The sequence below is a fragment of the Coprococcus eutactus genome, assembly GCF_001404675.1.
GTDB classification, from domain to species: domain Bacteria; phylum Bacillota; class Clostridia; order Lachnospirales; family Lachnospiraceae; genus Coprococcus; species Coprococcus aceti.
Map to the genome: position 1 here is coordinate 91,681 of NZ_CYXU01000005.1, position 25,465 is coordinate 117,145.

A 25,465-nucleotide genomic window follows, 5' to 3' on the forward strand; every position below is an offset into this window, starting at 1 on the left:
TGTAAGAGGAGGCTTTTGACGATGGCAGGTTTTCTTATAAAGGACACAACTAGGGAAGAACGAGAGCAGATAGTTGCCGATTCTTTGGGAAATATAGATGCTTACTGCGATGGATGCATGTGCGGTATCACAGAGATGTACCAGGATTATATTGATGGGAAGAAGGAGCTCCGTGAGATCAATATGGAGTTCAATGCGAGATATGTCCGGGATGAGGATATGGATGGACGGAAGTGAGCATATGGTGACAACTTTAATAATATGTATGTTGCAGAGCTGGGAAAGCCATGTTAATATGGACATACAGTTAGCTGGTTTACAATAACATCCATAAATAAGTATTAAAAAGGGGAAAATTGTATGGGGATACGAAAAGAAATATTTATATGTGCTGCGGCGCTTTCGATTATGGCATGTACTGCCTGCGGTAGTTCTGAGGGAAATGTTTCAGGAACAAATGGCGTGGAGACCTCGACCGGTGTGGAAAGCGGAATGATAGAGCAGCCACAGGTTATGTATGATGGGTATATCTATTATTACAATGCAACCGGAAGAGATGAGAAATTGCCGGAAGGATACGAGATCGCGGGAACGATAAAAAAGGTCGACAGCAAAGACTATCCTGCAGAGAATTTTGCGGCAGCAGGCGTGGATCTTGAAGCTGGACAGGAAATATATATCAGCACAACTGAGAAGAATGTCATTTATCTGAAATATGACAGCGGATATGCGAGGTTTGAGAGAAGTCCTGAGGATGCTGCAGCGGAAGAACAGGATGAGACGGAGGTTGCAGAGAAAGAAAATGAGATAGAGGGGGAATAGTGAAATGGCAGATAATATGGATGATGCTATGGCAGAAAATTATGGAGAATATGGATTTGGAGAAGACGGAGAATTCGACTTTGACAGTATATTGGGGATAGATCAGCTTGACCTGAACTACGAGGCACATGTTGCAGGATTTGACGGAGAGAGCTTTTTATATAGTGTGTATTTTGACGGCGGTGTGACAGATGAGAAAGCTGAAGAGATCCAGCAGGTGATGTCGGGTTATTCTTCACAAAATGGTGATGAAGAAAACTATATGGGGTATATTGATATATATAAGGGTGAAGACCAGATAATGATATACCTTGACCTTGGCGGTGTATCAGAAGAAAATAGCAACATGGCGGTAACGGGTATACTGAACGCACTTAACAGTGTCTCAGGTATAAAGAGTGTTATCATAAACGAAGGGATGTAGAAAAAAGAAAACACGTGTGAAAAGTCCATGATGTTTATTCTGAAATCACAAAGTAATTTTTGGCTATCTTTTCAAAAGTTCTGAGTCGAACTTTCTACTTCATAAGCGTTTTTTTATTTCATGCTTATGAAGTAGAGAATTTTTACCTTATCGTAAATTCGCAAGATAAATTATATGTATCGTAATCCCAATCTCTTTCACTTTCAAAGAACGCAAATTGTTTAATCAAACGATAGTGTCCAGCAGGCAATTCTCCATAAAAACTTTTAACATCAATTTCTAATGTTAATCGTTCGTTAGGCTTAATAAAACAATCCTTTTCATTGCTCTTTGAGGGGTCATCAAGCTGTTTAAGTTGATACCAAGTGCCGGATTGTTCAGCTTCTATTTCAAAATAATTTGGTGAATATCGGTATTCTTTATCAGAAGTATTTTCTATTAGAAATGAAAGGTGCTTCAAATCTAAATCCTTTTCTGTACTCATTGAAATCTTCAAATCACCCAAAGTGTCAAGTGCTTCTTCACTTCCATAAGGAGAAACCTCATATTCTTCGGAATAATCTTGTACTACATGGTTATCACTGTCCTTTGCTTGACTGCACCCAACAATACACACCAATAACGATAAGTTTAGAAACATACATATTATTTTTTTCATTTGTCCTTATCTCCTTTCTTTTAAATTTATAATAGCAATAAAATGTCTATTTTCAATCAACTTTCATTGCAATTTATTTTTACTGTAACACATGCTCCCCCTGCTTCATTATTAGCAATTTGGATATTTCCGCCATGTCTTTCACTTAAAATCTTACTAATATTCAGCCCTAATCCCAAATGTTCAGTAGATATATCTTTCGATGATTTATAAAATGGTAATGTCGCTTTTTCAATATCAATATTTTTAAACCCGCAACCATCATCTGAAACAGATATAACTAAATTATTATTCTCTATTACTGCGCTAATAGCAATATCACTTTTTGCGTATCTAATACTATTAGAGAGTAAATTTTCATAAATCTGCATGACTGTATTTAAATTGATAAACAAGGTTATATTATCACCGCTTGTAGTAATTGAAAAATGTTTGTCATAACAAAGTGCTTCTGCTGTGTTATTAAAATTATCAATAAGTGCATGAAATGTAATCTGTTGCCGTGGAATATCAATATCCTCTAACCTATATAAGTTCGTCATAGCATTTACATATTTTTCAAGACGTGAAACATTTTTTGACATTACTGATATTTCATCTAATATTTCTTCTTGTGATACTAAGCCTTTGGGAATAAAGGAAAGCAGCATAGTAGCATGACCCTTTAGTAAAGTCAAAGGAGTGCGTAAGTCATGTGAAAAAGCAGCGTTTAGACGGCGCTGTTCAGCAAATTGTCGAAACATAGTTTCATTATTTTTCGCCAAACAGTCTTTCATTTTTTCAAAGGCATGACAGAGTTTTCCCATTTCATCATTTAATGGATATGATAACGTAAAATCTAAGTCATTTGCTTCAATTTTATGATACGCATTAGTTAATAGCTTAATAGGTTTCGATATTTTTTTTTTATAAAAAAATGTTACACAACATATCATATTAATAGATAATACGATAGGAATAATTGCAACATTTAATGAACCTAAAACACTGTCAATAAGCCTATCCCGGTTTGTAAAATTAGGTGAAACTTCGATATATGAAACATGGTTCGGATAGACATATTCGTGTACTGGGCGTTCTTTTTGATAATCAACATTGAACTTGCATATCTCGTTTCCTTTCGTATCAAATATTGTGTATTTTGTTTGGTCATTACTATAAGCGGCGGTAAATGAACCATTTTCCGGTATATCATACCTTGTTGACATATTTTCATACTTATAGTTCAAATTTATTCTGTATTTGTCAACCATTGAAATTAAAAGTATACAAATAATTATTCCAATCAACAACGAAAACAAAGCATAAAGAACAAAGGACATCCTAATACTCATGCTATTTAACCGATTGAACCATCTGATTCTCTTTAATTTTTCCATTTATATCCGCACCCCCAAACAGTTTCAATGTAAGGTCTATCGCCTAAAGATAAAAATTTTGCCCTAATACGTCTGATATGTTCTGTAACAACTGTATTATCACCAATGCCGTCTAATCCCCAAACTTTTTCATAAATAGTTTCCCGGTCAAAAACAATTCCTTTGTTTTGTGAAAGGAAAGATATTATATCAAATTCCTTTTTGGTAAAAGCCATATCCTTATTATGATAAAACACAATACGTGAGGAATAATCTATAACCATATCTTCATCAAATTGCACCTTTGAAGATGTATTGTGTCTTTTTTCTCTGCGAAGATGTGCTGCAATGCGAGCTTCTAATTCATCAACAGAAAATGGTTTTATTACATAGTCGTCTGCGCCAATAGAAAATCCTTTTATTTTATCACTATCTTCAATGCGTGCTGTTAAAAAAATTATAGGGCATGAAACATAATCCCGTATTCTTTCACAAACAGTAAATCCATCAATATCTGGCATATTAACGTCTAACAAAATAATGTCAGGTTTTTTTTCTACTTCTTTTAATGCAGCATTTCCTGCTGTTGCAGTATATACCGTATATCCAAGTTTGCTGAAATAGCAATACAGCATTGATACAATTTCTTTTTCATCGTCTACAATTAAAATACTCTGCGACATAAATGTGCCTCCATTGTGAATATCTGATTTAAGATTATCAAACAAAAATCTATTTCTAATCAATTTCTTTAATTTTCGATGTCATTAGATATTATATATGGCAATATGAGTTGTAGCAACCTTACTCTGCATGTTTTATGCTCTATTACCATCAATACTATGATATGTGTAATCATATCTCAAAGAAAAGAGGAACAGTAAAATGTAATAGGGTGAAAAATATGAAGCAGGATAAAGTGAAGTATGATTTTAAGGCTTTCGGGCAAGCCATTAAAGCAGCAAGAAAAGCAAAGGGAATATCACGCAATCAGTTAGCCGACACACTGAATATTGCGCCCCGGTATATCGCGTCCATTGAAAACAGCGGGCAGCACCCAAGTTTACAGATTTTATATGAGCTTGTAACCCTGCTTGACGTATCAGTAGACCAGTTCTTTTTCCCGGAACGGGAACAAGAGAAGTCCACACGCCGCCGTCAGCTCGATACCATGCTTGACACAATGAGCGAAACAGACTTAAAAATCATGTCTGCTACTGCAAAAGGCATAGAGGAAGCCAACAATGACAGGACGGGGGAATAAAGTTCCCTCGTTTTTGTCTGCATAAAGTGAATGAAGCGTCGCAGAATTGCGGCGTTTTTCTTTTGCGCTTTTTGGCATACTGGGAGTTCCGTTGTAGTGATAAGTGAGGAAAAAACTTTCTTAGCAAGCATAGGAAAAGAGTACCCTTTTCCGTATTTTCGCCCTCCCGTCCTGCGGTGCGTCGGTTGAAAATTGCTTGTTGGGAAGTATGGAGGAGATTGAGACGTATATAGGCAATATAGAGTCTGGAAAGAGCGGAAGCATAGATATCCTCACGAATGCCGTGGCGACGACTGCTGCGAGCGGTGATATGTCAAAGGTGATAGTTACATATGAGGACAAAGAGGGGAATGAGACGACGATTGAGGGGAATTTCAAGGCGACTGTGGAATCTTCGGTGTATGCCAATGTAGAGAAGATAAAGGACAGCACAAAAAGCAGTGATAAGAAGGTGTTATATGGTGTAATTGCTGTGGTTATAGTGATAGCTCTGTTCTGTATATGTGCGATAAGAAAGCACAGGAGAAAAAAGGAGATTCTTGATGAACTTTAGATTCCGGTCACGGAGAGAGAGTTTATAAGGAGATAGATTGTATGGGGTGGATATGGCATTTGTGTCTTATGAATATGAAGAGAAGAAAGATCAGAACATTTCTCACCGTTCTCGGCGTGATGATAGGTGTTATATCGGTTGTAGCACTTCTGGCTGTGGGAATCGGAGTCAAGAACGAGATGATAGATTCTGCGGTTGCAAGTGGAAGTGTCAACCAGATAACGATATACAGTGAGACCGGAAGTAAGCATAAGGATCGAATGATAACGGACAGAACGATATCTACATTGACAGATCTTGCAAATGTGGATGGTTGTTATCCTCTGTATGAGGTGCCTGTGAGTATGAAGTATGAGGAGTATGAATACTTTGGCAATCTTGTGGGTGTGCCGGGAAATGAGCTTGATGGCTGGAGTCTGGCCTATGGGGAAAACAGCAATTCTTCACATGGGACACCTGAACTGATCTCGGGCGGCAGTGTGGGCAAAATGTTCTTCAATCAAAAGACATTTGACAGTTACGAGAAGAGAGAGAAGAAGAGTATTGCATCCCTTGTCGGAAAGAGATTTGACACGACCGTTGGATGGAGCGGTGAAAGTGACAGGATATTCAAACTGAAACTCGCCGGGGTTTTATCTGATGGAGATACGGATAACAGCTCTGACAATGCTTCTGCTGACACTTCTTATGACAGTGAAGTTCAGGATGAAGAGTCTGACGAATCGCTGGACATCTCTGACAGCTACAGCGAGAAGTCTCAGACGATATACTGTGATATGGATTCACTGAAAAGCCTGCTCAGAAAGGTCAGCGCCGATGGCAAGCTTTACGGTCAGCCGGTGGATGGCAATGGCAACAGCTACCGTGAATTTGTCTACACATCAGCGGTGGTGATCGTAGATGATATAAATAACGTCGATGCGATGGTAAAAAAGCTTCAGGACATGGGGTATCAGACAGAGAATTTCAAGGAATATCTGGACACGATACAGAAGTACCTCAAGATGATACAGCTTCTTCTCGGCGGAATCGGAATGATAGCACTTATTGTGGCTGTCATAGGAATAAGCAACACCATGACGACCTCTGTATTCGACCGGGTAAACGAGATCGGTATATTGAAGGTCCTCGGCTGCGACATAGACGAGCTCAGACTTCTGTTCCTCATGGAGGCCGCAGTGATAGGACTTGTCGGAGGCGTCCTCGGAGTATTATCACTCCTACGGAGTGAGAATAGTGGTGAATAAAGCCGCCGTCTCCATGTTCAACCTTGCAAAAGAAACCCAGATAGCCATGATCCCATGGTGGCTTGCACTGGCCGGAGTCCTCGGCTCCGTGATCCTCGGAGTGGCAGCAGGCTATTTCCCAGCAATATGGGCCTCAAAACTAAGACCAATAGACGCCGTGACAAGGAGGTAAAAGGTCACAAAATTATCGCAAACATAAAGAAAAAGCCAGAAAGATACAAAAAACAGAAAAGTTGAATCATTCAGAGGAAAATAAGCAAAAAAGATACAGTTTTACGCACAAAAAAAGCAGAGACAACTCACACAAAACACAAAGAATGTGTGAACTGTCTCTGCTTTTGTTGTATATCCCGTGATGGATCCACATCCTTACAGTGTACGGGCTTCACTATCTAAAAGGACTTTTCGTCCGTCCTTATTTCCTGTTGGCTCTGTAACGGAGAGTATGGTCAAGAATCTTCTTACGGATTCTGAATGACTTTGGTGTGATCTCCAGAAGCTCATCAGTGTCGATGAAGTCAAGAGCCTGCTCAAGACTCATCACCTTTGGAGGTGAAAGCTTGAGAGCATCATCTGATCCTGAAGAACGTGTGTTGGTAAGCTGCTTCTTCTTGCAGACATTGACCTCCATGTCCTCAGCACGAGGATTCTCACCTACAACCATACCGGCGTAAACCTGCTCACCAGGTCCGATGAACAGTGTTCCACGCTCCTGTGCGTTGAAAAGACCATATGTGATCGAAGTACCTGACTCGAATGCGATGAGTGATCCCTTTGAACGGTAGCTCATGTCACCCTTGTATGGAAGATACTCGTCAAATGTTGTGTTGATGATACCTGTACCCTTGGTAGCTGTCATGAAGTCACCACGGAATCCGATAAGTCCACGGGATGGAACAGAGAACTCAAGTCTTGTGGTTCCATTTCCTGTAGGAGCCATTCCCTGAAGCTCCCCCTTTCTCTGGTTCAGCATGTTGATGATAGTACCTGCAAATTCGTCAGGAACATCTATATAAGCGATCTCAAATGGCTCAAGCTTATGTCCGAGCTCATCTTCCTTGTAGATAACCTCAGCCTTACTTACTGCAAATTCATAACCTTCACGTCTCATGTTCTCGATGAGGACTGACAGGTGAAGCTCACCACGGCCTGAAACCTTGAAAGCCTCAGTTGTGTCAGTCTCCTCAACTCGGAGGCTGACATCTGTGTTCAGCTCTCTGAAAAGTCTCTCACGGAGATGTCTTGATGTTACGAACTTACCTTCCTTGCCTGCGAGAGGAGAGTCATTTACCATGAATGTCATGGCGATGGTTGGCTCAGAAATCTTCTGGAAAGGAATTGGGTCAGGATTCTCAGGGGAGCAGAGAGTATCACCTATCTGTACATCTGCGATGCCTGAAACAGCAACGATAGAACCTATCTGTGCTTCCTTAACCTCTATCTTGTTAAGACCCTCATACTCGAAAAGCTTTCCGATACGAACCCTCTCGAGCTTGTCCGGGTCATGCTCATTTACTATGACAAGATCCTCATTTACCTTGAGGACACCATTGTCGACCTTGCCGACACCGATACGTCCAACGTACTCGTTGTAGTCGATTGTGCTGACAAGCATCTGTACACCTGCCTCAGGATCGCCTGTAGGAGCAGGAATGTAATCAATTATAGTGTCGAACAGAGGCTTCATGTCTGTGCCTGGCTTGGATGAGTCAAGTGTTGCATAACCGGACTTGGCAGAAGCAAATACAAATGGGCAGTCAAGCTGATCCTCATTTGCATCGAGCTCGATGAGGAGCTCAAGAACTTCGTCAACTACCTCGTCAGGACGTGCCTCAGGACGATCACATTTATTTACACATACGATAACTGCAAGATTAAGCTCAAGAGCCTTCTTCAGAACGAACTTGGTCTGTGGCATAGGACCCTCAAATGCATCAACAACGAGGATTACTCCGTTTACCATCTTAAGAACTCGCTCAACCTCACCGCCGAAGTCTGCATGACCCGGAGTATCAATGATGTTGATCTTGGTGCTTCCATATGTTACGGCAGTATTCTTGGAGAGGATAGTGATTCCTCTTTCACGCTCGATATCGTTGGAATCCATGACACGCTCAGCGACCTCCTGATTGTCACGGAACACACCGCTCTGCTTTAAGAGCTCGTCTACAAGTGTTGTTTTACCGTGGTCAACGTGGGCGATGATAGCCACATTTCTGATATCATCTCTTGTTATCTTCATAATTTTCACTCTTTCTTTCAAATTTAGTCTACTTTACAACGGTTAACATTCTAGCATAGTGAAAAAACCAATGCAATAATTATAATATACAAAAATGTTGTAAAAATGAGGGCAAATGGCGGAAAAATGATTATTTTGCAGCCGCTTTGAGCAGCATCTCTTTGAGTTCGTCAGGTGAGAACTTGTAATGAGAGTTGCAGAACTGGCAGTTGACCTCTATAGGCTCGCCCTCTTCAAGAAGACTTGCGATCTCTTTTTTGCCAAGGCTGAGTACCGCATTGTAGTATCTCTCCTTGCTGCAGTTGCAGTGCCACTCGGTAGGCAACTCATCGGTCACTACAACGTCATATCCTTCAAATACATCCTTGATGATGTCAAGAGGAGTCTTGCCCGCATCGAGGAGACTGGTGATAGAAGAGAACTCGTTAAGTCTCTTCTCAAGGACATCGATGAGCTCATCCGATGCAAATGGCATGAGCTGGATGATGAAGCCGCCTGCCTGTTTGACGGTGTTGTCCTTCTCCATGAGAACACCAAGGGCAACAGATGTAGGAATCTGCTCAGATGTCGCAAAGTAATAAGTAAGATCTTCGGCAATCTCACCGGACACGAGCTGTGTCTGACCGACATAAGGCTCCTTGAGACCGATATCCTTGATAACTGAAAGCACGCCGAGATCAAGTGCCTTGGCAACATCCAGCTTACCCTTGTCATTTGCGTGAAGGATAACGTTTGGATTGTTGACATATCCCTTGACTCTTGAATGTGCGTCTGCAGTTACGGTAAGTCCTCCGATCGGTCCGTTGCACTGGATCTGAAGTGTGAGTACGTCGGACTCGTTCTTGCACTGTGCTCCCATAAGTGCTCCTGCTGTGAGCAGTCTTCCAAGTGCGGCTGTAGCCACAGGGCTTGTGTTGTGGATAGATCTTGCGGTTTCCACGATATCTCTTGTTGTTCCGGCGAAGAATCTTACCTGATTGTTCGCCGCCATACCTCTTATTATATGATCGCTCATGTTGTATACCTCGCTATTCTATGTTGATTAGTTTTGTTACATTTTGAAATCTGTCCGGTTATATATATATATAATCGCATTATAATAATGATATATTGGACAATCTTCACCATTTTATATTATGAATGGTGATAAGACAAGCCTATTCATAGTGTTTGTTATCCTGGTGTGTCTCCCTTGCAACCACGTATACCCTTTCACTGGAATCTGTGGCTGGCTGCCATGTAAATGCATCGTACATGGCGACGAGCTCCATGCCTGAGTCAGCAACGCATTTCCTCATGTCATCAAGGGTCAGGCCTCGCTGATAATGGAATTCCTGATACTTCCTGTATAGAGGACACTCATCATCCGGCTCAATGCCTGATTCTGGGTATTCTGGGTATTCTGGGAGAAACAGGCTGAGAGCCAGCTCATTTATATCGGTTTCCGTATCGTAGTAGTTATCCCAGATAAAGCTCACGTCGTCCCTGTCCTCGGCTATGGTGCTGTCGGCAACCACATCCTTGAAATAGTGGCGAGTCTTGAAGTCGCAGATAAATATGCCCTTTGATTCGAGATAGTTATTTGCCAGCCTGAATACGTGGGTTATGTCGGCAAGCTCCGTAAGATAGTTGATGCTGTCGCACACGCACACGATGGCATTCACCGTGCCGAAGAGCTCAAACTCCCTCATGTCCTGCATGAGATATAAGATGGATTCATGTCCTGTATCCAGCTTTTTCTCATTTGCCACCTCAAGCATCTCATATGAATTGTCGATACCGATCATGTCGTATCCGGCATCCGCAAGCCTTTCCGTTATCTCTCCGGTGCCACATCCAAGCTCACATATGAGCCCTTCGTCCACTCCGTATTTTCTCAAAACTTCTATTATATATGTGCACCAGTCATCATATGGAATGTTGTCCATCAGTTCATCATAGACACTGGCAAATACCTCATAAGCGTTCATGCTTCCTCCTTCAGCCTGCGCTGGTCAAATCTCTTGATAACAGTTTGAATTGTACCACAGCTTAAGTTTTATAGTAAACTGCAATAAATAATTATGCATAAAATTCGAATGATTGTTGAAGAAACTTAAAATAGCATTTATTATGTTACTGGGCAGAACAAATATAAAAATCAGAAAGAGGACAAGCAGAGATGGAATACTGGGATATCTATGATGTGAACAAGCAGCCGACAGGCCGCACTATGAAGAGAAATGACTGGAACATGAAGCCGGGAGATTATCACCTTACGGTTCTTGGAGTTCTCCAGAATAAAGAGGGCAAATATCTCATAACAAAGCGTGTCATGACCAAGGCATGGGCAGCAGGCTGGTGGGAGGTATCCGGCGGCGGAGTGCAGGCAGGAGAGTCCTCAATAGAGGCAGTCAGGCGGGAGGTGCTTGAGGAGACAGGCATAGACGTAAGTGATTTCGAGGGTGGACTTCAGTTTACATATAGAAGAGATAATCCGGAAGAGAAGGACAACTACTTCGTGGATGTCTATAAGTTTACTGGAGATTTTTCGGAAATAGATATCAGGCCTCAGGAGGCGGAGACCGATGGTTTTAAACTGGCAACGCTGGATGAGATAAAAGAATATGCAGAGCAGGGAATCTTCCTTCATTATGACAGTATCAAGAAAGTGTTTGAATAAGCCGGGTTGCTTATACCAAAAAACAGTTTGAAAAACACAGCATATATGCTAATATAGTTAAGATTAGAGAGGAATCGGGCGAAAAAGCGTTATAAAGCCTGAAAAGATAAATTTCAAGGAGGCATTTTCAAAAATGGCTGAGACATACAACCACAAAGTCGTTGAAGGAAAGTGGCAGAAGGTCTGGGATGACAACAAGGCATTTGCTGCTACAGATGATTATTCAAAACCAAAGTATTATGCGTTAGTTGAATTCCCATACCCATCAGGACAGGGACTTCACGTAGGTCACCCAAGACCATACACAGCGCTGGATATAGTGGCAAGAAAGAGAAGAATGCAGGGCTACAACGTTCTGTATCCAATGGGCTGGGATGCATTTGGTCTCCCTACAGAGAACTATGCGATCAAGAACAAGATCCATCCAAAGGAAGTAACCAAGACCAATGTTGCAAGATTCAAGAAACAGCTCCACTCACTTGGATATTCATTTGACTGGGACAGAGAGATCAACACGACAGATCCTGAGTACTACAAGTGGACACAGTGGATATTCCTTAAGCTTTTCAAGGCAGGTCTCGCATACAAGAAGGAGATGCCTATCAACTGGTGTACATCATGTAAGGTTGGTCTTGCAAATGAGGAGGTTGTCAATGGCGTATGTGAGCGTTGTGGCAGCGAGGTTGTCCGCAAGGTTAAGTCTGAGTGGATGCTCAAGATCACAGATTACGCAGACAAGCTCATTGAAGGACTTGACGGCGTGGATTACATCGAGCGTGTAAAGGTTTCACAGAAGAACTGGATCGGACGTTCAACAGGAGCTGAGGTAGATTTCTCAGTAAAGGGCAAAGAGGACAAGCTCCGCATATATACAACAAGATGCGATACATTATTCGGAGTAACATACATGGTTGTTTCACCAGAGCATCCAATCCTTGACAAGTACAAGGACGAGATCGGCAACTGGTCAGACATCGAGGCATACCGTGAGCAGGCAGCGAAGAAGAGCGACTTTGAGCGTTCAGAGCTTGCAAAGGATAAGACTGGTGTATGCATAGACGGACTCACAGCCATCAACCCTGTAAATGGCAAGGAGATCCCTATATACGTATCAGACTATGTACTCATGAGCTACGGAACAGGTGCTATCATGGCGGTTCCTGCACATGATGACAGAGACTGGGAATTTGCAAAGAAGTTCGGACTTCCACTCATCCAGGTTGTTGCAAAGGATGGCGAGGAAGTAGATATAAATGAGGCTGCATTTACAGACGTGGCAACAGGAGTGCTCATCAACTCAGATTTCCTCAACGGCCTTGAGGTAAAGGATGCAAAGGAGAAGATGATAAAGTTCCTGGAGGAGAAGGGTATCGGTCAGGCAAAGACAAACTACAAGCTCCGTGACTGGGTATTCTCACGTCAGAGATACTGGGGCGAGCCAATTCCTATCGTTCACTGCGATAAGTGTGGTTATGTACCTATCGACGAGAGCCAGCTTCCGTTGCTTCTTCCAGAGGTAGACAGCTACATGCCGACAGACAACGGCGAGTCACCACTTGCAGCTATGACAGACTGGGTAAACACCACATGTCCATGCTGCGGCGGTCCTGCAAAGAGAGAGACAGATACCATGCCACAGTGGGCTGGATCATCATGGTATTTCCTGAGATATACAGATCCTCACAACACAGAGGCTCTTGCAAGCAAGGAGGCACTCAAGTACTGGCTTCCTGTTGACTGGTACAACGGAGGAATGGAGCATACAACACTCCACCTTCTGTATTCAAGATTCTGGCACAAGTTCCTGTACGATCAGGGCGTAGTTCCTACATCAGAGCCATACCAGAAGAGAACATCACATGGTATGATCCTCGGTGAGAACGGTGAGAAGATGAGTAAGTCAAGAGGCAACGTTGTAAATCCTGACGACATCGTAGATGTATATGGCGCAGATACACTTCGTACCTACGAGATGTTCATCGGAGCATTTGACCTTGCAGCTTCATGGTCAGAGGATGGTGTCAAGGGATGTAGAAGATTCCTCGACAGAGTATGGAAGCTTCAGGACAGTGTGACAGACGAGAAGGGCTACTCCAAGGATATGGAGACCAAGATGCACCAGGTTATCAAGAAGGTTTCAAATGACTTCGAGAACCTGAAGTACAACACAGCTATCGCAGCCATGATGGCACTTCTCAACGACTTCTACAAGAAGGGAAGCGTTACAGCAGATGAGTTCAAGACACTGCTCATCCTGTTAAACCCTGTTGCACCTCATATCACAGAGGAGCTGTGGTCAGTAAAGAACTATGGCGGATATGTATATCAGCAGACATGGCCAGAGTTCGATGAGGCAAAGACAGTAGAGTCAACAGTAGAGATCGCTGTACAGATCAACGGTAAGACTAAGGCAACACTTGCGATCGGCAAGGAGGATCCAAAGGATGAGGTTATCGCAAAGGCTAAGGAAGTGATCGCCGACAAGCTCACAGGTAACGTTATCAAGGAGATCTATGTTCCTGGACGTATTGTGAATATTGTTATGAAATAAAAAACTATAAACATGAGAAAGCCACATGGAGAAAAATCCATGTGGCTTTCTTGATGTTAAATATATATCGGATTATCATTTATTTCAGATAAGGCAGCAGATTCTTGAGTGCGCTGTATGCACTGTCACGTTTGTACAGTGGTATCGATTCCACCAGTCTGTCAAGATCGTCATGAGTGATATAATCCTTGTTCTCGGGGGTGGTGGCCGGTTCCTTTCCGAACACCAGAAAATCCAGTGGCGCATCAAGAACAGTTGCGATATTGGCGAGAGTATATATACTCATACTTTTGTATCCATGTTCCAGTTCATACACATAATGAGGAGACACTTTTATTTTCTCGGCAAGCTGTTCCTGAGTAAGATTATGAGCCTTTCTCACATTTCTTATCCGCAATCTCAAGTCAAAGATATCTATCACAATAACCTCCATCTTGCTGAAACAATATCTATCAGCTACATTTTATGCAAATAGTATCTGCCAATAACGGTATCGTCAGCCAGAAACTATCAGGTACAAAAATGTGAAACTATAGCTGATAGCTACAAAAATGAAATTGTGTTACATTCAGTGAGATGCATTTTTTACAGCATGGACTTTATCATATTTATCTTTTGTTTTTCCTGTGGAGACATGCCTTCGCTCAGAACATCCAGAACGATCTCGGACTCGGATCTGCTGAAGGAGAGATCCCTTTTTTGCAGTTCTTTGTTGATCTCCATTAGCTGGGGGAGCATCTGCTCCGGAGTCATGGTGGACTGGGAGTTGGATAATCTGAGAAGAATTTCCCTTTTTAGCGGATGCATGTTTTTTAGTCTTGGGTCATTTTGAAGATTCATGTTTAATATCCCTCCATATCATATTTTTCAAACAGGTCTTTGACGGAGCTGTATATATCCTGGGATGACTGGGATTCAGTGTTGTCGTAGTTTTCTTCGCCCTCGGTTTCAGAGGCAGTTCTGCTTTGATAGTGCCGGTACAGAGAATCCGTGGATTGTTGTGTGTTCATGGCTTCCATGGTCTTCATCATATCCATGGCTTTTTTCATGCTGGCAAACTGGTTCCTGATATCGGGAAATCCACACCCGGCAAGGGATGACAGTATATCATCCTGATTGTTTATATCTTTGTGGAGTCCACAGGAGTTTACATAATTTGTATCGCGCAGAGCATTCAATATGGTCTGAAGTTCCATGATCTTTATGTACATTGCCAGAGGAGCTTTCATACGGTCGTCCACAAATGGGAGAATGGCCTCCATCATGAACAGGCGGTCATCTTTTATTAAGTTGTCCAGTGGATGATGGAAGTTGCCATTAAACATATGAAGCTCCGTTTCATGCAGTGATCACTTGGTAAGACAGCTATACTATATTCTATTGATTTTTAGTAAAAAAAATACCAGCAGAATTGCTTCTGCTGGCCACTTTCTGTGGATACCGGACAACCTTTCTGCCCGATATCCCGTTTATGGATAATGGTGAATCCGCTGTTAGCAGCAGCCGCAATCATTGCCGCCGCAGCCACCGCAGCCACATCCGTTGTTATTGCCACAGCCACCGCAGCAGAATAAGAGAAGGATGATCCAGATGCAGCTATTGTCATTGCCACAACCGCTGTTTAAACCGAAACCATCGCCGCCGCAGCCACCGCAGCAGAGGAGAAGGATGATGATCAGAGTGCAACTGTTGCATCCACATGAACCTCCGCAAGAAAGTCCATTTCTGCCGCCACAGCCACAACCGCCACAGGCACACTGTGTTGCTGATAAATCACTCATGGTAAGCCTCCATTATTTTGTTCATGGTTTAACATATTCGCATGAACATGATGTGTTACACATTTGTTCAAAAAATATTTTGTTTCATTTAAGATATCTAAAATGTGTTATAAAGCCGCCTTAAGGCATCCAATTCGATGTTCTAAAAACAGATTTACTATGCTATAATAAGCGCAGGTACGCTGAGAATCAGCGTAGGAAGTTTGGAAGGAAAACGATAAAAAAGGACAGGGGGAAGATAACTTGCTATATCGTTGTGTGAATTGTGGGGGTAACGTAGTGTACGACCCTGCGAAGAAAAAGATGGTCTGCCTTAGTTGCGGGGGAAGCGACTGTCAGGAACTGGTTCCATCACAGGAGCCTGTAATATGTATAAACTGTGGTTCACAGATACCTTACACGGAGTATCAGTCTGCGGGAAGATGCCCTTCATGTGGAACATATCTGCTCAGGGATGACAAAGTAAATTATCCGTATGGGGCTGATGTGATACTTCCTTTTAAGATATCAAAGCATGAGGCTGAGGAGAAGCTGAGGAATGAATTTGGTAAAAAGCTATTTATACCGGGAACATTCCTTTCACAGAAGACGCTTGAGGCGCTTAAGGGAGTGTATGTCCCATTCTGGATGTACGATTATGATTCGGATGTGGCTTATGAGGCCATAGGAACAAAGGTCAGATCATGGACGTCTGGAGACAAGAGATATACAGAGACTTCATATTTTGATGTCGGAAGAAGCCTGCATGTGAATTATGAGGGCATACCGGTTGATGCATCCATAGCCATGGAGGATGGAATCATGGATCTCATGGAGCCGTACAACTACAAAGAGCTCATGCAGCATGACAACAAGTACCTCTCGGGATTCGATGCGGAGACTTACAATATGCCGCCGAATGAGGTGGAGCCGAGGGCTCAGGCAAAGGCGGAGAAGGCAAACAGAGATTGGGTGAGAAGCACCACAACCGGATATTCATCACTTACAAATGAGAGATTCAGAAACAACAACAGACTCACGGGAACAAAGTTCGGACTCATGCCGGTGTGGGTATATGAGTACCGTTTCCAGGGCAAAAACTATAAGTTCTATGTCAACGGACAGACTGGAAAATGTGTTGGAACAGAGCCGAAGAGCATGAGTAAGGCAGTTGGACTTACCGCACTTTTGTTTGGCGCAGCATTTGTATTGCTTGATGGCTTGTCTATGTTATTGGGGGTGTTGTAAATGAATGCAGTAAAGAAATTTATCGTGGCAATGCTCGTGGTACTTGGACTTGGAATAGTGTTCTTTATAGGATACTTTGTGAAATCAAATGCCAATCTCAAGCATGACGCCAGAAATAATACAGAATGTAAGACAAATGAGAGAGTGTTTGACTATGCAGATAAGCTGTCTGATTCAGAGGAGGAGACTCTCCGCGGGGAGATAGCAGAATTGGAAGATAAAGTGGGTATGGACTTTGTTGTCGTTACCATGGATCAGTACACAGATCTGTCAGAATATGATGCCGATGCAGTTTCATATGACATAGAGTCTAACACAAAGGATATAGCAGAGAAGATCTGTGATTATTACAGATTCGGCTGGGAAGAGTGGCCTGCAGGAACATATCTTGACGGCAGGGATGCCAGCACAAGCGTAGTTATAGTTGCCAACTGGCAGGAGAACGACGGATATGTTTATCTGTGCACAGCCGGCAAGGCGAAGAAGAGAATAAGTGATTCCAAGGCGACATCCATAACGGAATACGGTGGAAAGATACTCAGATCGGATACTCTTGGAGCATTTGAGAGAATGATGTCAAGAACAGAGACGGCTATGAAGAGCAGCACAGGAGGATTAAAGTTCCTGTCACCATTTATATGCTTCCTTGTATCTCTGGGAGCAGCCATCGCATTCTGCATCGTGAATCTGTCGAAGAAAGCAGGAAAAGATACCACAACAGCTTCTACATACAGCGATGGAAATGCCAAGGAGCTTGACAGAAGAGATATATTTATACGTAAGGAAGTAACCAGCGTGACTATCCAGAGCAGCTCAGGAGATTCTGGTGGATCAGGCGGTGGCGGTGGTCATGGCGGTGGCGGAAGCCATTTCTAAAAATCTGACCGTACGCGGGAAAGACATATTATGAAGAACAGGAAGTTTGAAAGTTATATTCTAAAAAACAGAATACCCGGGATCATTCTATCACTGATCATGGTGGGATGCATGATCATCATGGCGTGGCATTTCAGTCTGCCGGACAGGATAAGGAGCAGGACATACAGAAGTATAGCTGATGTGGAATCCAGGGCGAATCCGAACGACAGGGATGTGACGATAACCGTGGATCGGGCGGATTATATAGGATACGATTATTATGTGGATTCTGAGAGGCAGGGCAGGTACTACTACTGTCAGCAGGATGGCAGATATGCCATCCTGCTCATCAGGAGTAACGAAGATGTACTGCTGAATTATACGCTGAGAGGCAGAGTAGTCTCTGCGGATGATGTGTATACATCGATAGTTGATGGCCTTGCACAGGACATGGGGATACCATCCCAGCAGCTTGAGAGCAAGGTATATCCACTCATAATAAGTGAGGTGGATTTTCCGAGGATCTATTATAATATGATGCTGCTGGTTCTTGTGCTGACGGCTCTGTGGGCGTTATATAATATAGTCAGATGTATATACAGTGTGTGCTGTCCATGGAAGGTGTCAGGAATGCAGGTCGTATCGGGCGGAAAGGCAGACAGAAATACTGTCAGGGATATAGATGAACAGCTCAGATACAATCTCTACTATGATCAGGATGGTATAGCCATAACAGACAAATATCTGGTATATCACGGAACCTGGCATACGGATGTGGTGGAACTCAGCACCATAGAGACGTTCAAGAAGCTCAGAACATCGGCGAATATAGGGCCGGCAGACAAAAAGATATACAAACTACTCATGGTGGATGTGGATGGCGTGACATATGAGCAGGACTTCAAGACGGAGGCTGCCATAGATGAAGCATTGTCATATCTGAGAGATTCAGGGAAAAAATAAAACAGTATATGCGGTTCGTTATCAAACGGATCGCACATACTGTTTTTGTTTTGCCTATTGTACTGTGCAGACTATACGTCAAGCTTGTCCTGATCGGAGAGCACTGATGGATCCTCAGATACATCTGAAAGTCCCATGTACTCATCGCCGATTACCTCTGATGTCTCAGCAGCAGCGGCATTTGCAACGGCACCAGTTGCCTCGGCGAGAACATCCTCAGCCTCAGCTACGGTCTCGGTTACGGCCTTTGCGGTTGTCTCATCCGGAATATCCGCTGTGGCTTCCGGGGTTACAACATCCTCGGTTGCGGCTTCTTCGGATGTGGTTTCTTCTGCTCCGGTGGTGTCTTCGTGAAGTGTGAAATATTCACGGTCGCCATCTTCGGTGGAAGCAGCTTTTTCCTTAACCTTGTCCTTGAGCTTGTCATATGTGTCGGATACTGTATTCTTTGCTTTCTGGACTGTCTCGGAATCTTTTACTTTATTGTAGGTATCCTTGATCGTATCCTTTGCCTTTTGGACTGTCTCAGAGTCCTTTACCTTGTGGTATGTTTCAGAGTCCTTGATCTTTTTGACTGTCTCGGAGTCCTTTACTTTGTGGTAAGTATCTGTAGCTGTGGCTTTTGCCTTCTTTACAGTATCATTGTTCTCAACTGTCTGGTAAGCTTTCGTTGTCTTGATCTTGTCTTTGAATAAGTAGCAGACACTTCCTGCAGCGGCAAGAGTGAGCGCCATTTTTGCCAATTTGTTCATGATAAAAATCTCCTTCCCATAGAATATAACCTGTCCATTTATTTTAATATGTATTCGTGTCAAATGCAATAAGTGTGGTGGATTGATTCACAGGAATTAATATTTGCGAATGATATACCGTGTATGATATATTCATCTATAATGGAATGTATATGTGGAGGTAAAATGGAACATGAATAATAGTGGACAGGATTACAACAAAGAAGAACAGGCGATAAAGGCACTTCAGAAAAACTATTTTCTATGTGCGGCACTCACACTGGCAGTGGGAGTTGGAATGCTCGCATTTACATCATATAAGGTGATCGGAATAATATGCATCGTGCTGTGTGTGGTATTTGGGGTAATGGGTATCGTGCTCGTTGTCAAGCCGGACATGATAGATGTATCAGAGGATGGTGTGATGTCATATAAGAAGAAGGACAAGCCGGACAAAAAGTAAATATATTGTTTTTTATGAAAGGACGATAACATGAACGAATACAAGGACGAAAGGGACATTTTGGAGAAGGACATCAAGGCGCTTGAGGGGAAGTCTGCAACGTATTCAGGGGTTAGATTTGTGATGTTCCTTGCAGCTCTGGCAGGGCTGATAATAGGCATATATGACAACAGAGTGACAGTGCTGATCCTGGGAATAATAGCCGCTGTGGCATTTGTCGCAATGGTGTTTATCCACGGAAAGCTTAGTGAGGAGCTGGAATATAAGAAAGCCAAGTCGGAGGTGCTCAGGAGGTATATAGAGAGATTCGGCGACGGCTGGAAGAAGTTTGAGGACAACGGTGCACAGTATCTCGGCGATGACGATCTGGTTGCAAGGGATATGGACCTTCTTGGACAGAGCTCTCTGTATCAGTTTATCTGTGTTGCGGGAACCGAGGAGGGAAAAAGGGCTCTCGCCGAGAGTATACGCGATCCGAAGTACGATATAGCAGACATAGAGAAGCGCCAGGAGGCGATAAAAGAGCTCACTTCAAAGAGAGAGTTCTCGATGGATTTTGAGACCCTCGGTGTGAAGACCGGAATGGGCAAAAAGAAGAAATATACCGCGGATGAATTTGTGGCATACTGCAATGGCGATGACCATATACCTGCGGTGTTCAACATATTGAGATTTTTACTGCCGGCGATAACACTGGTGGCATTTATACTTGGAATAATGGGTGAGATAAACATAGGCTGGACGCTTGTCTCATTCTTTGTTGTGCTTTTGTTCTCCTGGCTTTTTGGCGGAGTTGCGGGTCAGGCTGTCATGCCGATGATCTCATTTGGCTATGTGATAGAGGACTATATAAGAATGTTCGAGCTGATCTCCAGGGAGAATTTCGACAGTGAACTTTTAAATGATATCAAGTCGCATCTGTCAAATGACTCTGGTGCCCTGGCGGCTATAAGAAAACTGAGGACGATAAGTGCGGCGTTCAATATCAGATACAATCCTATAGTTCATCAGATACTGTGTGGACTTATAATGTGGGACTTCCACATAGGCAGGATGATGGACAAATGGAAACAGAAGAATGGACAGAGCGTTGAGGGCTGGATAAAGGCTGTCTCTGATATGGAGGAACTCATGTCATTTGCTGTCCTTTCAAGAACGAGGGAAGTGAGCTATCCACAGGTCGGCGCAAATGCCAGAGTGCATGTCACCGCCAGGGATATGAGACATCCTCTGATAAGCCCTGATACAGTCGTGGCAAATGATGCGGACTTCAAGGGCGGTGCCACGATAATAACCGGAAGTAATATGTCCGGAAAGACGACTTTCCTCAGAACACTGGGTATAAATCTGGTGCTTGCATATGCGGGCGCTCCAGTGTGTGCGGGCTATATGGAGGCTGACAGGATGAAGATATTCACATCCATGAGGGTGACCGATGATGTCAGCAATGGAATATCAACGTTCTATGCAGAGATACTCAGGATAAAGACGATGGTTGAGTACAGAAAAGAGAACAGACCTATGCTCTGTCTTATAGATGAGATATTCAAGGGAACAAATTCTGCTGACAGAATAGTGGGAGCAACACAGGTCATCAGAAAGCTTGCGGGAGCGGGTTCAATGACACTGGTATCGACACACGATTTTGAGCTGTGTGATCTCAAGGCGGAGGACGGAACACCTGCTGCGAACTATCATTTCGAGGAATATTACGAGGGAGACCAGTTGAAATTCGACTATAAGAAGAAGGATGGCAGGTGTACCACGACAAATGCCATGGCGATACTTCACATGGCAGGACTCGACTGATGCTGAAAAATGGCATTATCTGGCATAACAGTAAAAATGCACAAAAAATGCGATTTTTTTAGTGCTATAATTTTTGGGTAATTATGCACAATGACAGTTATCAGTAATAACCAAAAACTTTGTTGAATGATTTTACCAAATATGTTATATTTGGAGTAGTGATTTGAGGGGAATAATACAAGAATATTCGTAAGCCAGACATACGAAAACAAAAGGAGGTAGACATATTATGTTACCAGCAAATATAGGACAGGCAGGGGATAACGCATTATCAATAGCGGCATCCAGTAATAAAGGAACACTTATTCGTTATCTGAATGATCAGGTTGAGGACGGATTCTATACATTGGTTATAGACAGCCTGAAGGATTCTAATTTTGATCTGTCGACCATGACAGTGGATGACGAGGTTCGTGCTCAGTGTACAAAGCTGTATGAGCTTGCAGAGTTTGTAGACTTCAATATAAAGGCGACCGGACACTATGCGATCGAAGAGTGGATAGAGCCTTTATTCAGATTTGTATATGGTGATATTGACCCTACCGATATAGATGCGCCTGTATCAGCTACAGGTGTTTATCGTTACAGTGTATGGCTGCTGTATCTCTTACAGCTTGAGAAGATCCCAGAGTGCATGAGACTGATCGGGGATAAGATCGCTCCACTTCTCATAAACATTTCATACCAGATACTTGAGGATGATGACAGACCAAAGAACTTTGACAAGGCTCTGCTCGGATACCTGGATTTGATCAATGTGGTTATGGAGATGGATATCTCAGCCAAAGACATAGGATCTGATTCATATATCAACAACCTCGAGGTACTTTATGATTACGTCATCGAGGATGCACATGCACCTAACGATTACAAGATACAGTTATCTATCAATCTCTTCTCTATCTACATTGCGAACAAGCAGTATGAGAAGGCATTCCAGTTCTACGGACTGAACGCAGAGTACATACCTATAGATAACCTGTCAGTATACTCCAACTTCAAGGAGCTCATCAAGAATGTCACAAGCACAGAGGCAGCAAAGATCCTCAGCAGCAAGGTGGCTTCAGAGATCTCCAAGCAGGAGGTATACAACAAGAGGATAGATTCACTGCTTAATGAGACCTGCGCATTTACCAAGAAGGTATATCAGGCCATCGAGAATGAGCCGGAGGTCAAGAAGGTACTTCAGACACTTGGTTCAGGAGCACAGCTCAGCGGACGTCAGAACATTCCTGAGGGAGCATATGAGTACAACAAGCTCTTCATAGAGTGTGGAATCAAGGCATATGTTAACTCTGATATAACACAGAAGTCATATGAGGAGAAGTATGAGAGTCTGGAGATCCTCTCCAAGGCACTCAATGTACTGTTTGAGGGATACAGCTTGTATGAGGTATCGAACAAGATCGAGGATCAGTACATAGAGCTCACATGGTGCTGCAACTTCCTGAACGCCAATCCTTCAATGCTGAAGGCATTCTTCAGTGTAAAGGAGAAGGTAAAGGTATTTGATGTCAGAAAGAAGTCAATTGTTGAGAAGAACAACAAGAACAAAGAGGTTTACTCAATGCTTGACAATAGACAGAAGATCCTTCTGTTCATGGCTGCTGAGGATATGGTCGTTAACGGACTCAACAGTACCAAGAAGATGGTTCTTGCATCAAGCTACGATATCAACACAGCCAAGAAGTACCTGCATGAGACATATGTCAGAACAGCTCTTCCTGAGAAGTATAAGGAGGAAAATGAGCAGGGTGGCGGTGGTCTCTTCGGTAAGAAGCAGCAGGCTATGCCGGCTGATCTGGTATCACTGTGTAAGGTAGCTATTGTTGAGGAGATGCTGTGCAAGTCAGAGTACCTGTACCATCAGCACACTCTCAAGGGAATAGACAAGCCATCAAACGAGGAGATGACATACTCTGTAGCATGTCTGATCAAGTGTATCAACCATATGATCAACAAGAAGAGCAAGGCTGCTGCAGCTCCTAACAAGAAGGTCATCATAACCAAGACAGGTAAGGTTATAGAGCTCAACGATGAGTCAGGACAGGCACTAGAGAAGCAGGAGTCAGGAATCATCGAGGCTATAGACAATATAGTTGTCCAGCTCAAGGATAAGAGTGAGAGCAACGTCAAGTATGTAAAGGATTACATTGAGGATCTTATGAATACACTCATGAAGTACAACTGGGATATGAATGTACAGCTTGATGAATTCTCAGGTGAGGAACTCAGAAACAAGGCCTTCCTTGTTATCAAGAAGCTCAACTATGATCTTCTCAAGTAATCTGATATTACAGGACAATTAAAAATATCAATATATTATGTGAAAAGCACCGGAACAAACTATAAGTTTGTTCCGGTGTTCTTTTTAAGGGTGGAAAAATATAGTTGTATATGCTAGAATAGGTTGGATTTAATAAAGATATAAGATCAGGAGGATAAGAAATGGCAAAATTCATCAAGACACCGGTAAAAGGTATGTGTGATCAGCTTCCGGCTGATATGAGGCTTAGAGAGCATGTGCTTTCAATGATCAAGACAAGTTATTCCAGATTTGGATTTACACAGATAGAGACTCCTGTTATGGAACATATAGAGAATCTTACAAGCAAGCAGGGCGGTGACAATGAGAAGCTTATCTTCAAGGTGATGAAGAGAGGCGCAGACCTTGCGAGAGCCATCGATGCAGGTAAGGGAGAGTTGGCAGACAGCGGACTTAGATACGATCTTACACTTCCACTCTCAAGATATTATGCGAACAACAAGGAGCAGCTTCCAAGCCCATTCAAGGCACTCCAGATCGGACCTGTATTCCGTGCGGATCAGCCACAGAAGGGACGATTCAGAATGTTCACCCAGTGCGATATAGATATACTTGGTGACAATACAAACCTTGCGGAGATAGAGCTTGTGGCAGCCACATCCGATATGCTCTCAAGAATATTCTCTGAGGTGGGAATAACAGATTTTACTATCCACATCAACGACAGACAGATACTCCGTGGTGCTGCGAAGAATGCGGGATTTGCAGAGGAAGACATTGCTTCAATACTCATCAGCCTTGACAAGTATGACAAGATAGGTCTGGATGGCATAAGAGCAGAGCTCACAGAGAACGGATACGACGCAGAGATGGTGGACAAGTATCTTGAGATATACCAGAACCTTGGAGATATGAGCTGCGCTGAGTTCTGTAGGGACATAGACGCTGAGTGCCTTGATCCAAAGGTTATAACCAATATGGACGAGATCATATCAAGTGCAAAGACCATGGTTGCAGATGGCGTAAAGATCGTATTTGACCCTACTCTTGTGAGAGGTATGGGATATTACACAGGACCTATTTTTGAGGTTACAATAGATGACTACAACTTCTCCATCGCCGGCGGCGGAAGATATGACAAGATGGTTGGGAACTTCTGTGGACAGGATGTTCCTGCAACAGGATTTTCAATAGGTTTTGAGAGAATAATCACCATCCTCAAGGACAAGCTTGAGAATGGATACAAGATAGATTCTGACAACGTGGCTATCCTCATTCACAAGGATGTGACACTGGACAAGAAGCTTGAGATCTTCAAGGAGGCAAAGGAACTTCGCCAGGCAGGTAAGACAGTGACTATCCAGATGATGAGAAAGAACATGAAGCAGCAGATAAACATGCTGGAGTCAGAGGGATACACAGAGTTCAAGAAGGTGTACAACGACTAACATACGTTCTGTGGATCACACAGATGTGTAACATCATGACAGAACGTATATGTTACTGAGATATTTAATAAAAGGCTGTATTCACATATCAGGCAGATATGTGAATACGGCCTTTTGTGTTGCGTTATGAATAACAGA

At 42.9% G+C, this 25,465-nt stretch carries 27 protein-coding genes; 16 read left to right on the forward strand and 11 right to left on the reverse strand.

From position 1 onward, the window contains the following. Window positions 1-21: 21 nt before the first annotated feature. The 3 genes from ARA78_RS10415 (at window position 22) to ARA78_RS10425 (ending at window position 1,246) form a co-directional block, all read left to right on the forward strand. Complete coding sequence (locus tag ARA78_RS10415; RefSeq protein ID WP_015533935.1) at window positions 22-237, forward strand: hypothetical protein; 216 nt, start codon at window positions 22-24, stop codon at window positions 235-237. A gap of 123 nt (window positions 238-360) precedes the next feature. Beyond that, entirely contained in the window at window positions 361-822 is a 462-nt protein-coding gene (locus tag ARA78_RS10420; RefSeq protein WP_055273304.1) for a hypothetical protein, read from the forward strand. A gap of 4 nt (window positions 823-826) precedes the next feature. After that, entirely contained in the window at window positions 827-1,246 is a 420-nt protein-coding gene (locus tag ARA78_RS10425; RefSeq protein WP_055146970.1) for a hypothetical protein, read from the forward strand. Window positions 1,247-1,388: 142 nt separating this feature from the next. On the opposite strand, the gene ARA78_RS10430 is transcribed toward ARA78_RS10425, so the two are convergent. Genes ARA78_RS10430 through ARA78_RS10440 form a run of 3 tightly spaced genes read right to left on the reverse strand, consistent with a single transcriptional unit; the run spans window position 1,389 to window position 3,945 of the window. Further along, the gene (locus tag ARA78_RS10430; RefSeq protein WP_022215889.1) at window positions 1,389-1,904 is read right to left on the reverse strand and encodes an immunoglobulin-like domain-containing protein; all 516 of its coding nucleotides are present in this window, start codon (window positions 1,902-1,904) and stop codon (window positions 1,389-1,391) included. A gap of 56 nt (window positions 1,905-1,960) precedes the next feature. After that, entirely contained in the window at window positions 1,961-3,283 is a 1,323-nt protein-coding gene (locus tag ARA78_RS10435) for a HAMP domain-containing sensor histidine kinase (protein ID WP_055273306.1), read from the reverse strand. Next, window positions 3,271-3,945 (reverse strand): response regulator transcription factor, encoded by a 675-nt coding sequence (locus tag ARA78_RS10440; RefSeq protein WP_015533934.1) that lies wholly within the window; start codon window positions 3,943-3,945, stop codon window positions 3,271-3,273. Before ARA78_RS10440 ends, ARA78_RS10435 begins: the two co-directional genes overlap by 13 nt. Before the next feature lie 221 nt (window positions 3,946-4,166). Between ARA78_RS10440 and ARA78_RS10445 the strand changes: the two genes are divergently transcribed. The 4 genes from ARA78_RS10445 (at window position 4,167) to ARA78_RS14300 (ending at window position 6,498) form a co-directional block, all read left to right on the forward strand. Next, window positions 4,167-4,526: a helix-turn-helix transcriptional regulator gene (locus ARA78_RS10445; protein WP_022215893.1), complete on the forward strand. Its 360-nt coding sequence runs from the start codon at window positions 4,167-4,169 to the stop codon at window positions 4,524-4,526. Window positions 4,527-4,734: 208 nt separating this feature from the next. Then, window positions 4,735-5,079, forward strand: coding sequence for a hypothetical protein (locus ARA78_RS10450; RefSeq protein ID WP_055273308.1), 345 nt, complete (start codon window positions 4,735-4,737; stop codon window positions 5,077-5,079). Window positions 5,080-5,153: 74 nt separating this feature from the next. Next, entirely contained in the window at window positions 5,154-6,326 is a 1,173-nt protein-coding gene (locus tag ARA78_RS10455) for an ABC transporter permease (protein ID WP_242849711.1), read from the forward strand. Beyond that, a complete protein-coding gene (locus tag ARA78_RS14300) occupies window positions 6,307-6,498 on the forward strand; it encodes a hypothetical protein (protein WP_242849712.1) in 192 nt (63 codons plus the stop codon). Before ARA78_RS10455 ends, ARA78_RS14300 begins: the two co-directional genes overlap by 20 nt. 243 nt (window positions 6,499-6,741) lie before the next feature. On the opposite strand, the gene typA is transcribed toward ARA78_RS14300, so the two are convergent. The 3 genes from typA to ARA78_RS10470 all read right to left on the reverse strand — a co-directional run bounded on the left by typA (window position 6,742) and on the right by ARA78_RS10470 (window position 10,538). Further along, window positions 6,742-8,568 carry a translational GTPase TypA gene (gene typA, locus ARA78_RS10460; protein ID WP_055146965.1) on the reverse strand — a complete coding sequence of 609 codons (1,827 nt, stop codon included), beginning with the start codon at window positions 8,566-8,568 and terminating at the stop codon, window positions 6,742-6,744. A 130-nt stretch (window positions 8,569-8,698) separates the two neighbouring features. Further along, complete coding sequence (gene hslO, locus ARA78_RS10465; RefSeq protein ID WP_015533929.1) at window positions 8,699-9,583, reverse strand: Hsp33 family molecular chaperone HslO; 885 nt, start codon at window positions 9,581-9,583, stop codon at window positions 8,699-8,701. 142 nt (window positions 9,584-9,725) lie between these two features. After that, window positions 9,726-10,538: a class I SAM-dependent DNA methyltransferase gene (locus ARA78_RS10470; protein WP_055280493.1), complete on the reverse strand. Its 813-nt coding sequence runs from the start codon at window positions 10,536-10,538 to the stop codon at window positions 9,726-9,728. 191 nt (window positions 10,539-10,729) lie between these two features. Between ARA78_RS10470 and ARA78_RS10475 the strand changes: the two genes are divergently transcribed. Then, window positions 10,730-11,230, forward strand: a complete 501-nt coding sequence (locus ARA78_RS10475) for an NUDIX hydrolase (protein ID WP_055280494.1) — start codon at window positions 10,730-10,732, stop codon at window positions 11,228-11,230. 133 nt (window positions 11,231-11,363) lie between these two features. After that, the gene (gene leuS / locus ARA78_RS10480; protein WP_055273314.1) at window positions 11,364-13,781 is read left to right on the forward strand and encodes a leucine--tRNA ligase; all 2,418 of its coding nucleotides are present in this window, start codon (window positions 11,364-11,366) and stop codon (window positions 13,779-13,781) included. 79 nt (window positions 13,782-13,860) lie between these two features. Here leuS and ARA78_RS10485 read toward each other — a convergent pair whose 3' ends face one another. The 4 genes from ARA78_RS10485 to ARA78_RS10500 form a co-directional block, all read right to left on the reverse strand. After that, on the reverse strand, window positions 13,861-14,214 hold the full coding sequence (locus ARA78_RS10485; protein WP_082423626.1) for a helix-turn-helix domain-containing protein: 354 nt from the start codon (window positions 14,212-14,214) through the stop codon (window positions 13,861-13,863). 152 nt (window positions 14,215-14,366) lie between these two features. Continuing rightward, window positions 14,367-14,621: a hypothetical protein gene (locus ARA78_RS10490; RefSeq protein WP_015533925.1), complete on the reverse strand. Its 255-nt coding sequence runs from the start codon at window positions 14,619-14,621 to the stop codon at window positions 14,367-14,369. A gap of 2 nt (window positions 14,622-14,623) precedes the next feature. Continuing rightward, window positions 14,624-15,106: a hypothetical protein gene (locus ARA78_RS10495; protein ID WP_055146954.1), complete on the reverse strand. Its 483-nt coding sequence runs from the start codon at window positions 15,104-15,106 to the stop codon at window positions 14,624-14,626. Window positions 15,107-15,274: 168 nt separating this feature from the next. Further along, window positions 15,275-15,562, reverse strand: a complete 288-nt coding sequence (locus ARA78_RS10500) for a hypothetical protein (RefSeq protein ID WP_055273319.1) — start codon at window positions 15,560-15,562, stop codon at window positions 15,275-15,277. A 258-nt stretch (window positions 15,563-15,820) separates the two neighbouring features. Between ARA78_RS10500 and ARA78_RS10505 the strand changes: the two genes are divergently transcribed. The 3 genes from ARA78_RS10505 to ARA78_RS10515 are packed head-to-tail and all read left to right on the forward strand — an operon-like array spanning window position 15,821 to window position 18,610. Beyond that, the gene (locus tag ARA78_RS10505) at window positions 15,821-16,789 is read left to right on the forward strand and encodes a hypothetical protein (protein ID WP_207641799.1); all 969 of its coding nucleotides are present in this window, start codon (window positions 15,821-15,823) and stop codon (window positions 16,787-16,789) included. Beyond that, window positions 16,790-17,665 carry a TPM domain-containing protein gene (locus ARA78_RS10510; protein ID WP_015533922.1) on the forward strand — a complete coding sequence of 292 codons (876 nt, stop codon included), beginning with the start codon at window positions 16,790-16,792 and terminating at the stop codon, window positions 17,663-17,665. It abuts the gene before it with no gap. Between the two features lie 30 nt (window positions 17,666-17,695). Then, a complete protein-coding gene (locus tag ARA78_RS10515) occupies window positions 17,696-18,610 on the forward strand; it encodes a hypothetical protein (protein ID WP_022215905.1) in 915 nt (304 codons plus the stop codon). A gap of 71 nt (window positions 18,611-18,681) precedes the next feature. On the opposite strand, the gene ARA78_RS10520 is transcribed toward ARA78_RS10515, so the two are convergent. Next, complete coding sequence (locus ARA78_RS10520; RefSeq protein ID WP_022215906.1) at window positions 18,682-19,362, reverse strand: YtxH domain-containing protein; 681 nt, start codon at window positions 19,360-19,362, stop codon at window positions 18,682-18,684. Between the two features lie 172 nt (window positions 19,363-19,534). Here ARA78_RS10520 and ARA78_RS13540 point away from each other — a divergent pair, with 172 nt between their 5' ends. From ARA78_RS13540 to hisS, 4 genes are all read left to right on the forward strand, one after another. Then, on the forward strand, window positions 19,535-19,804 hold the full coding sequence (locus ARA78_RS13540) for a hypothetical protein (RefSeq protein ID WP_015533920.1): 270 nt from the start codon (window positions 19,535-19,537) through the stop codon (window positions 19,802-19,804). A 30-nt stretch (window positions 19,805-19,834) separates the two neighbouring features. Next, entirely contained in the window at window positions 19,835-21,613 is a 1,779-nt protein-coding gene (locus ARA78_RS10525; protein ID WP_055146945.1) for a MutS-related protein, read from the forward strand. Window positions 21,614-21,842: 229 nt separating this feature from the next. Next, window positions 21,843-23,900: a hypothetical protein gene (locus tag ARA78_RS10530; protein WP_015533918.1), complete on the forward strand. Its 2,058-nt coding sequence runs from the start codon at window positions 21,843-21,845 to the stop codon at window positions 23,898-23,900. 161 nt (window positions 23,901-24,061) lie between these two features. Further along, entirely contained in the window at window positions 24,062-25,327 is a 1,266-nt protein-coding gene (gene hisS, locus ARA78_RS10535) for a histidine--tRNA ligase (protein WP_015533917.1), read from the forward strand. Window positions 25,328-25,465: the final 138 nt, after the last annotated feature.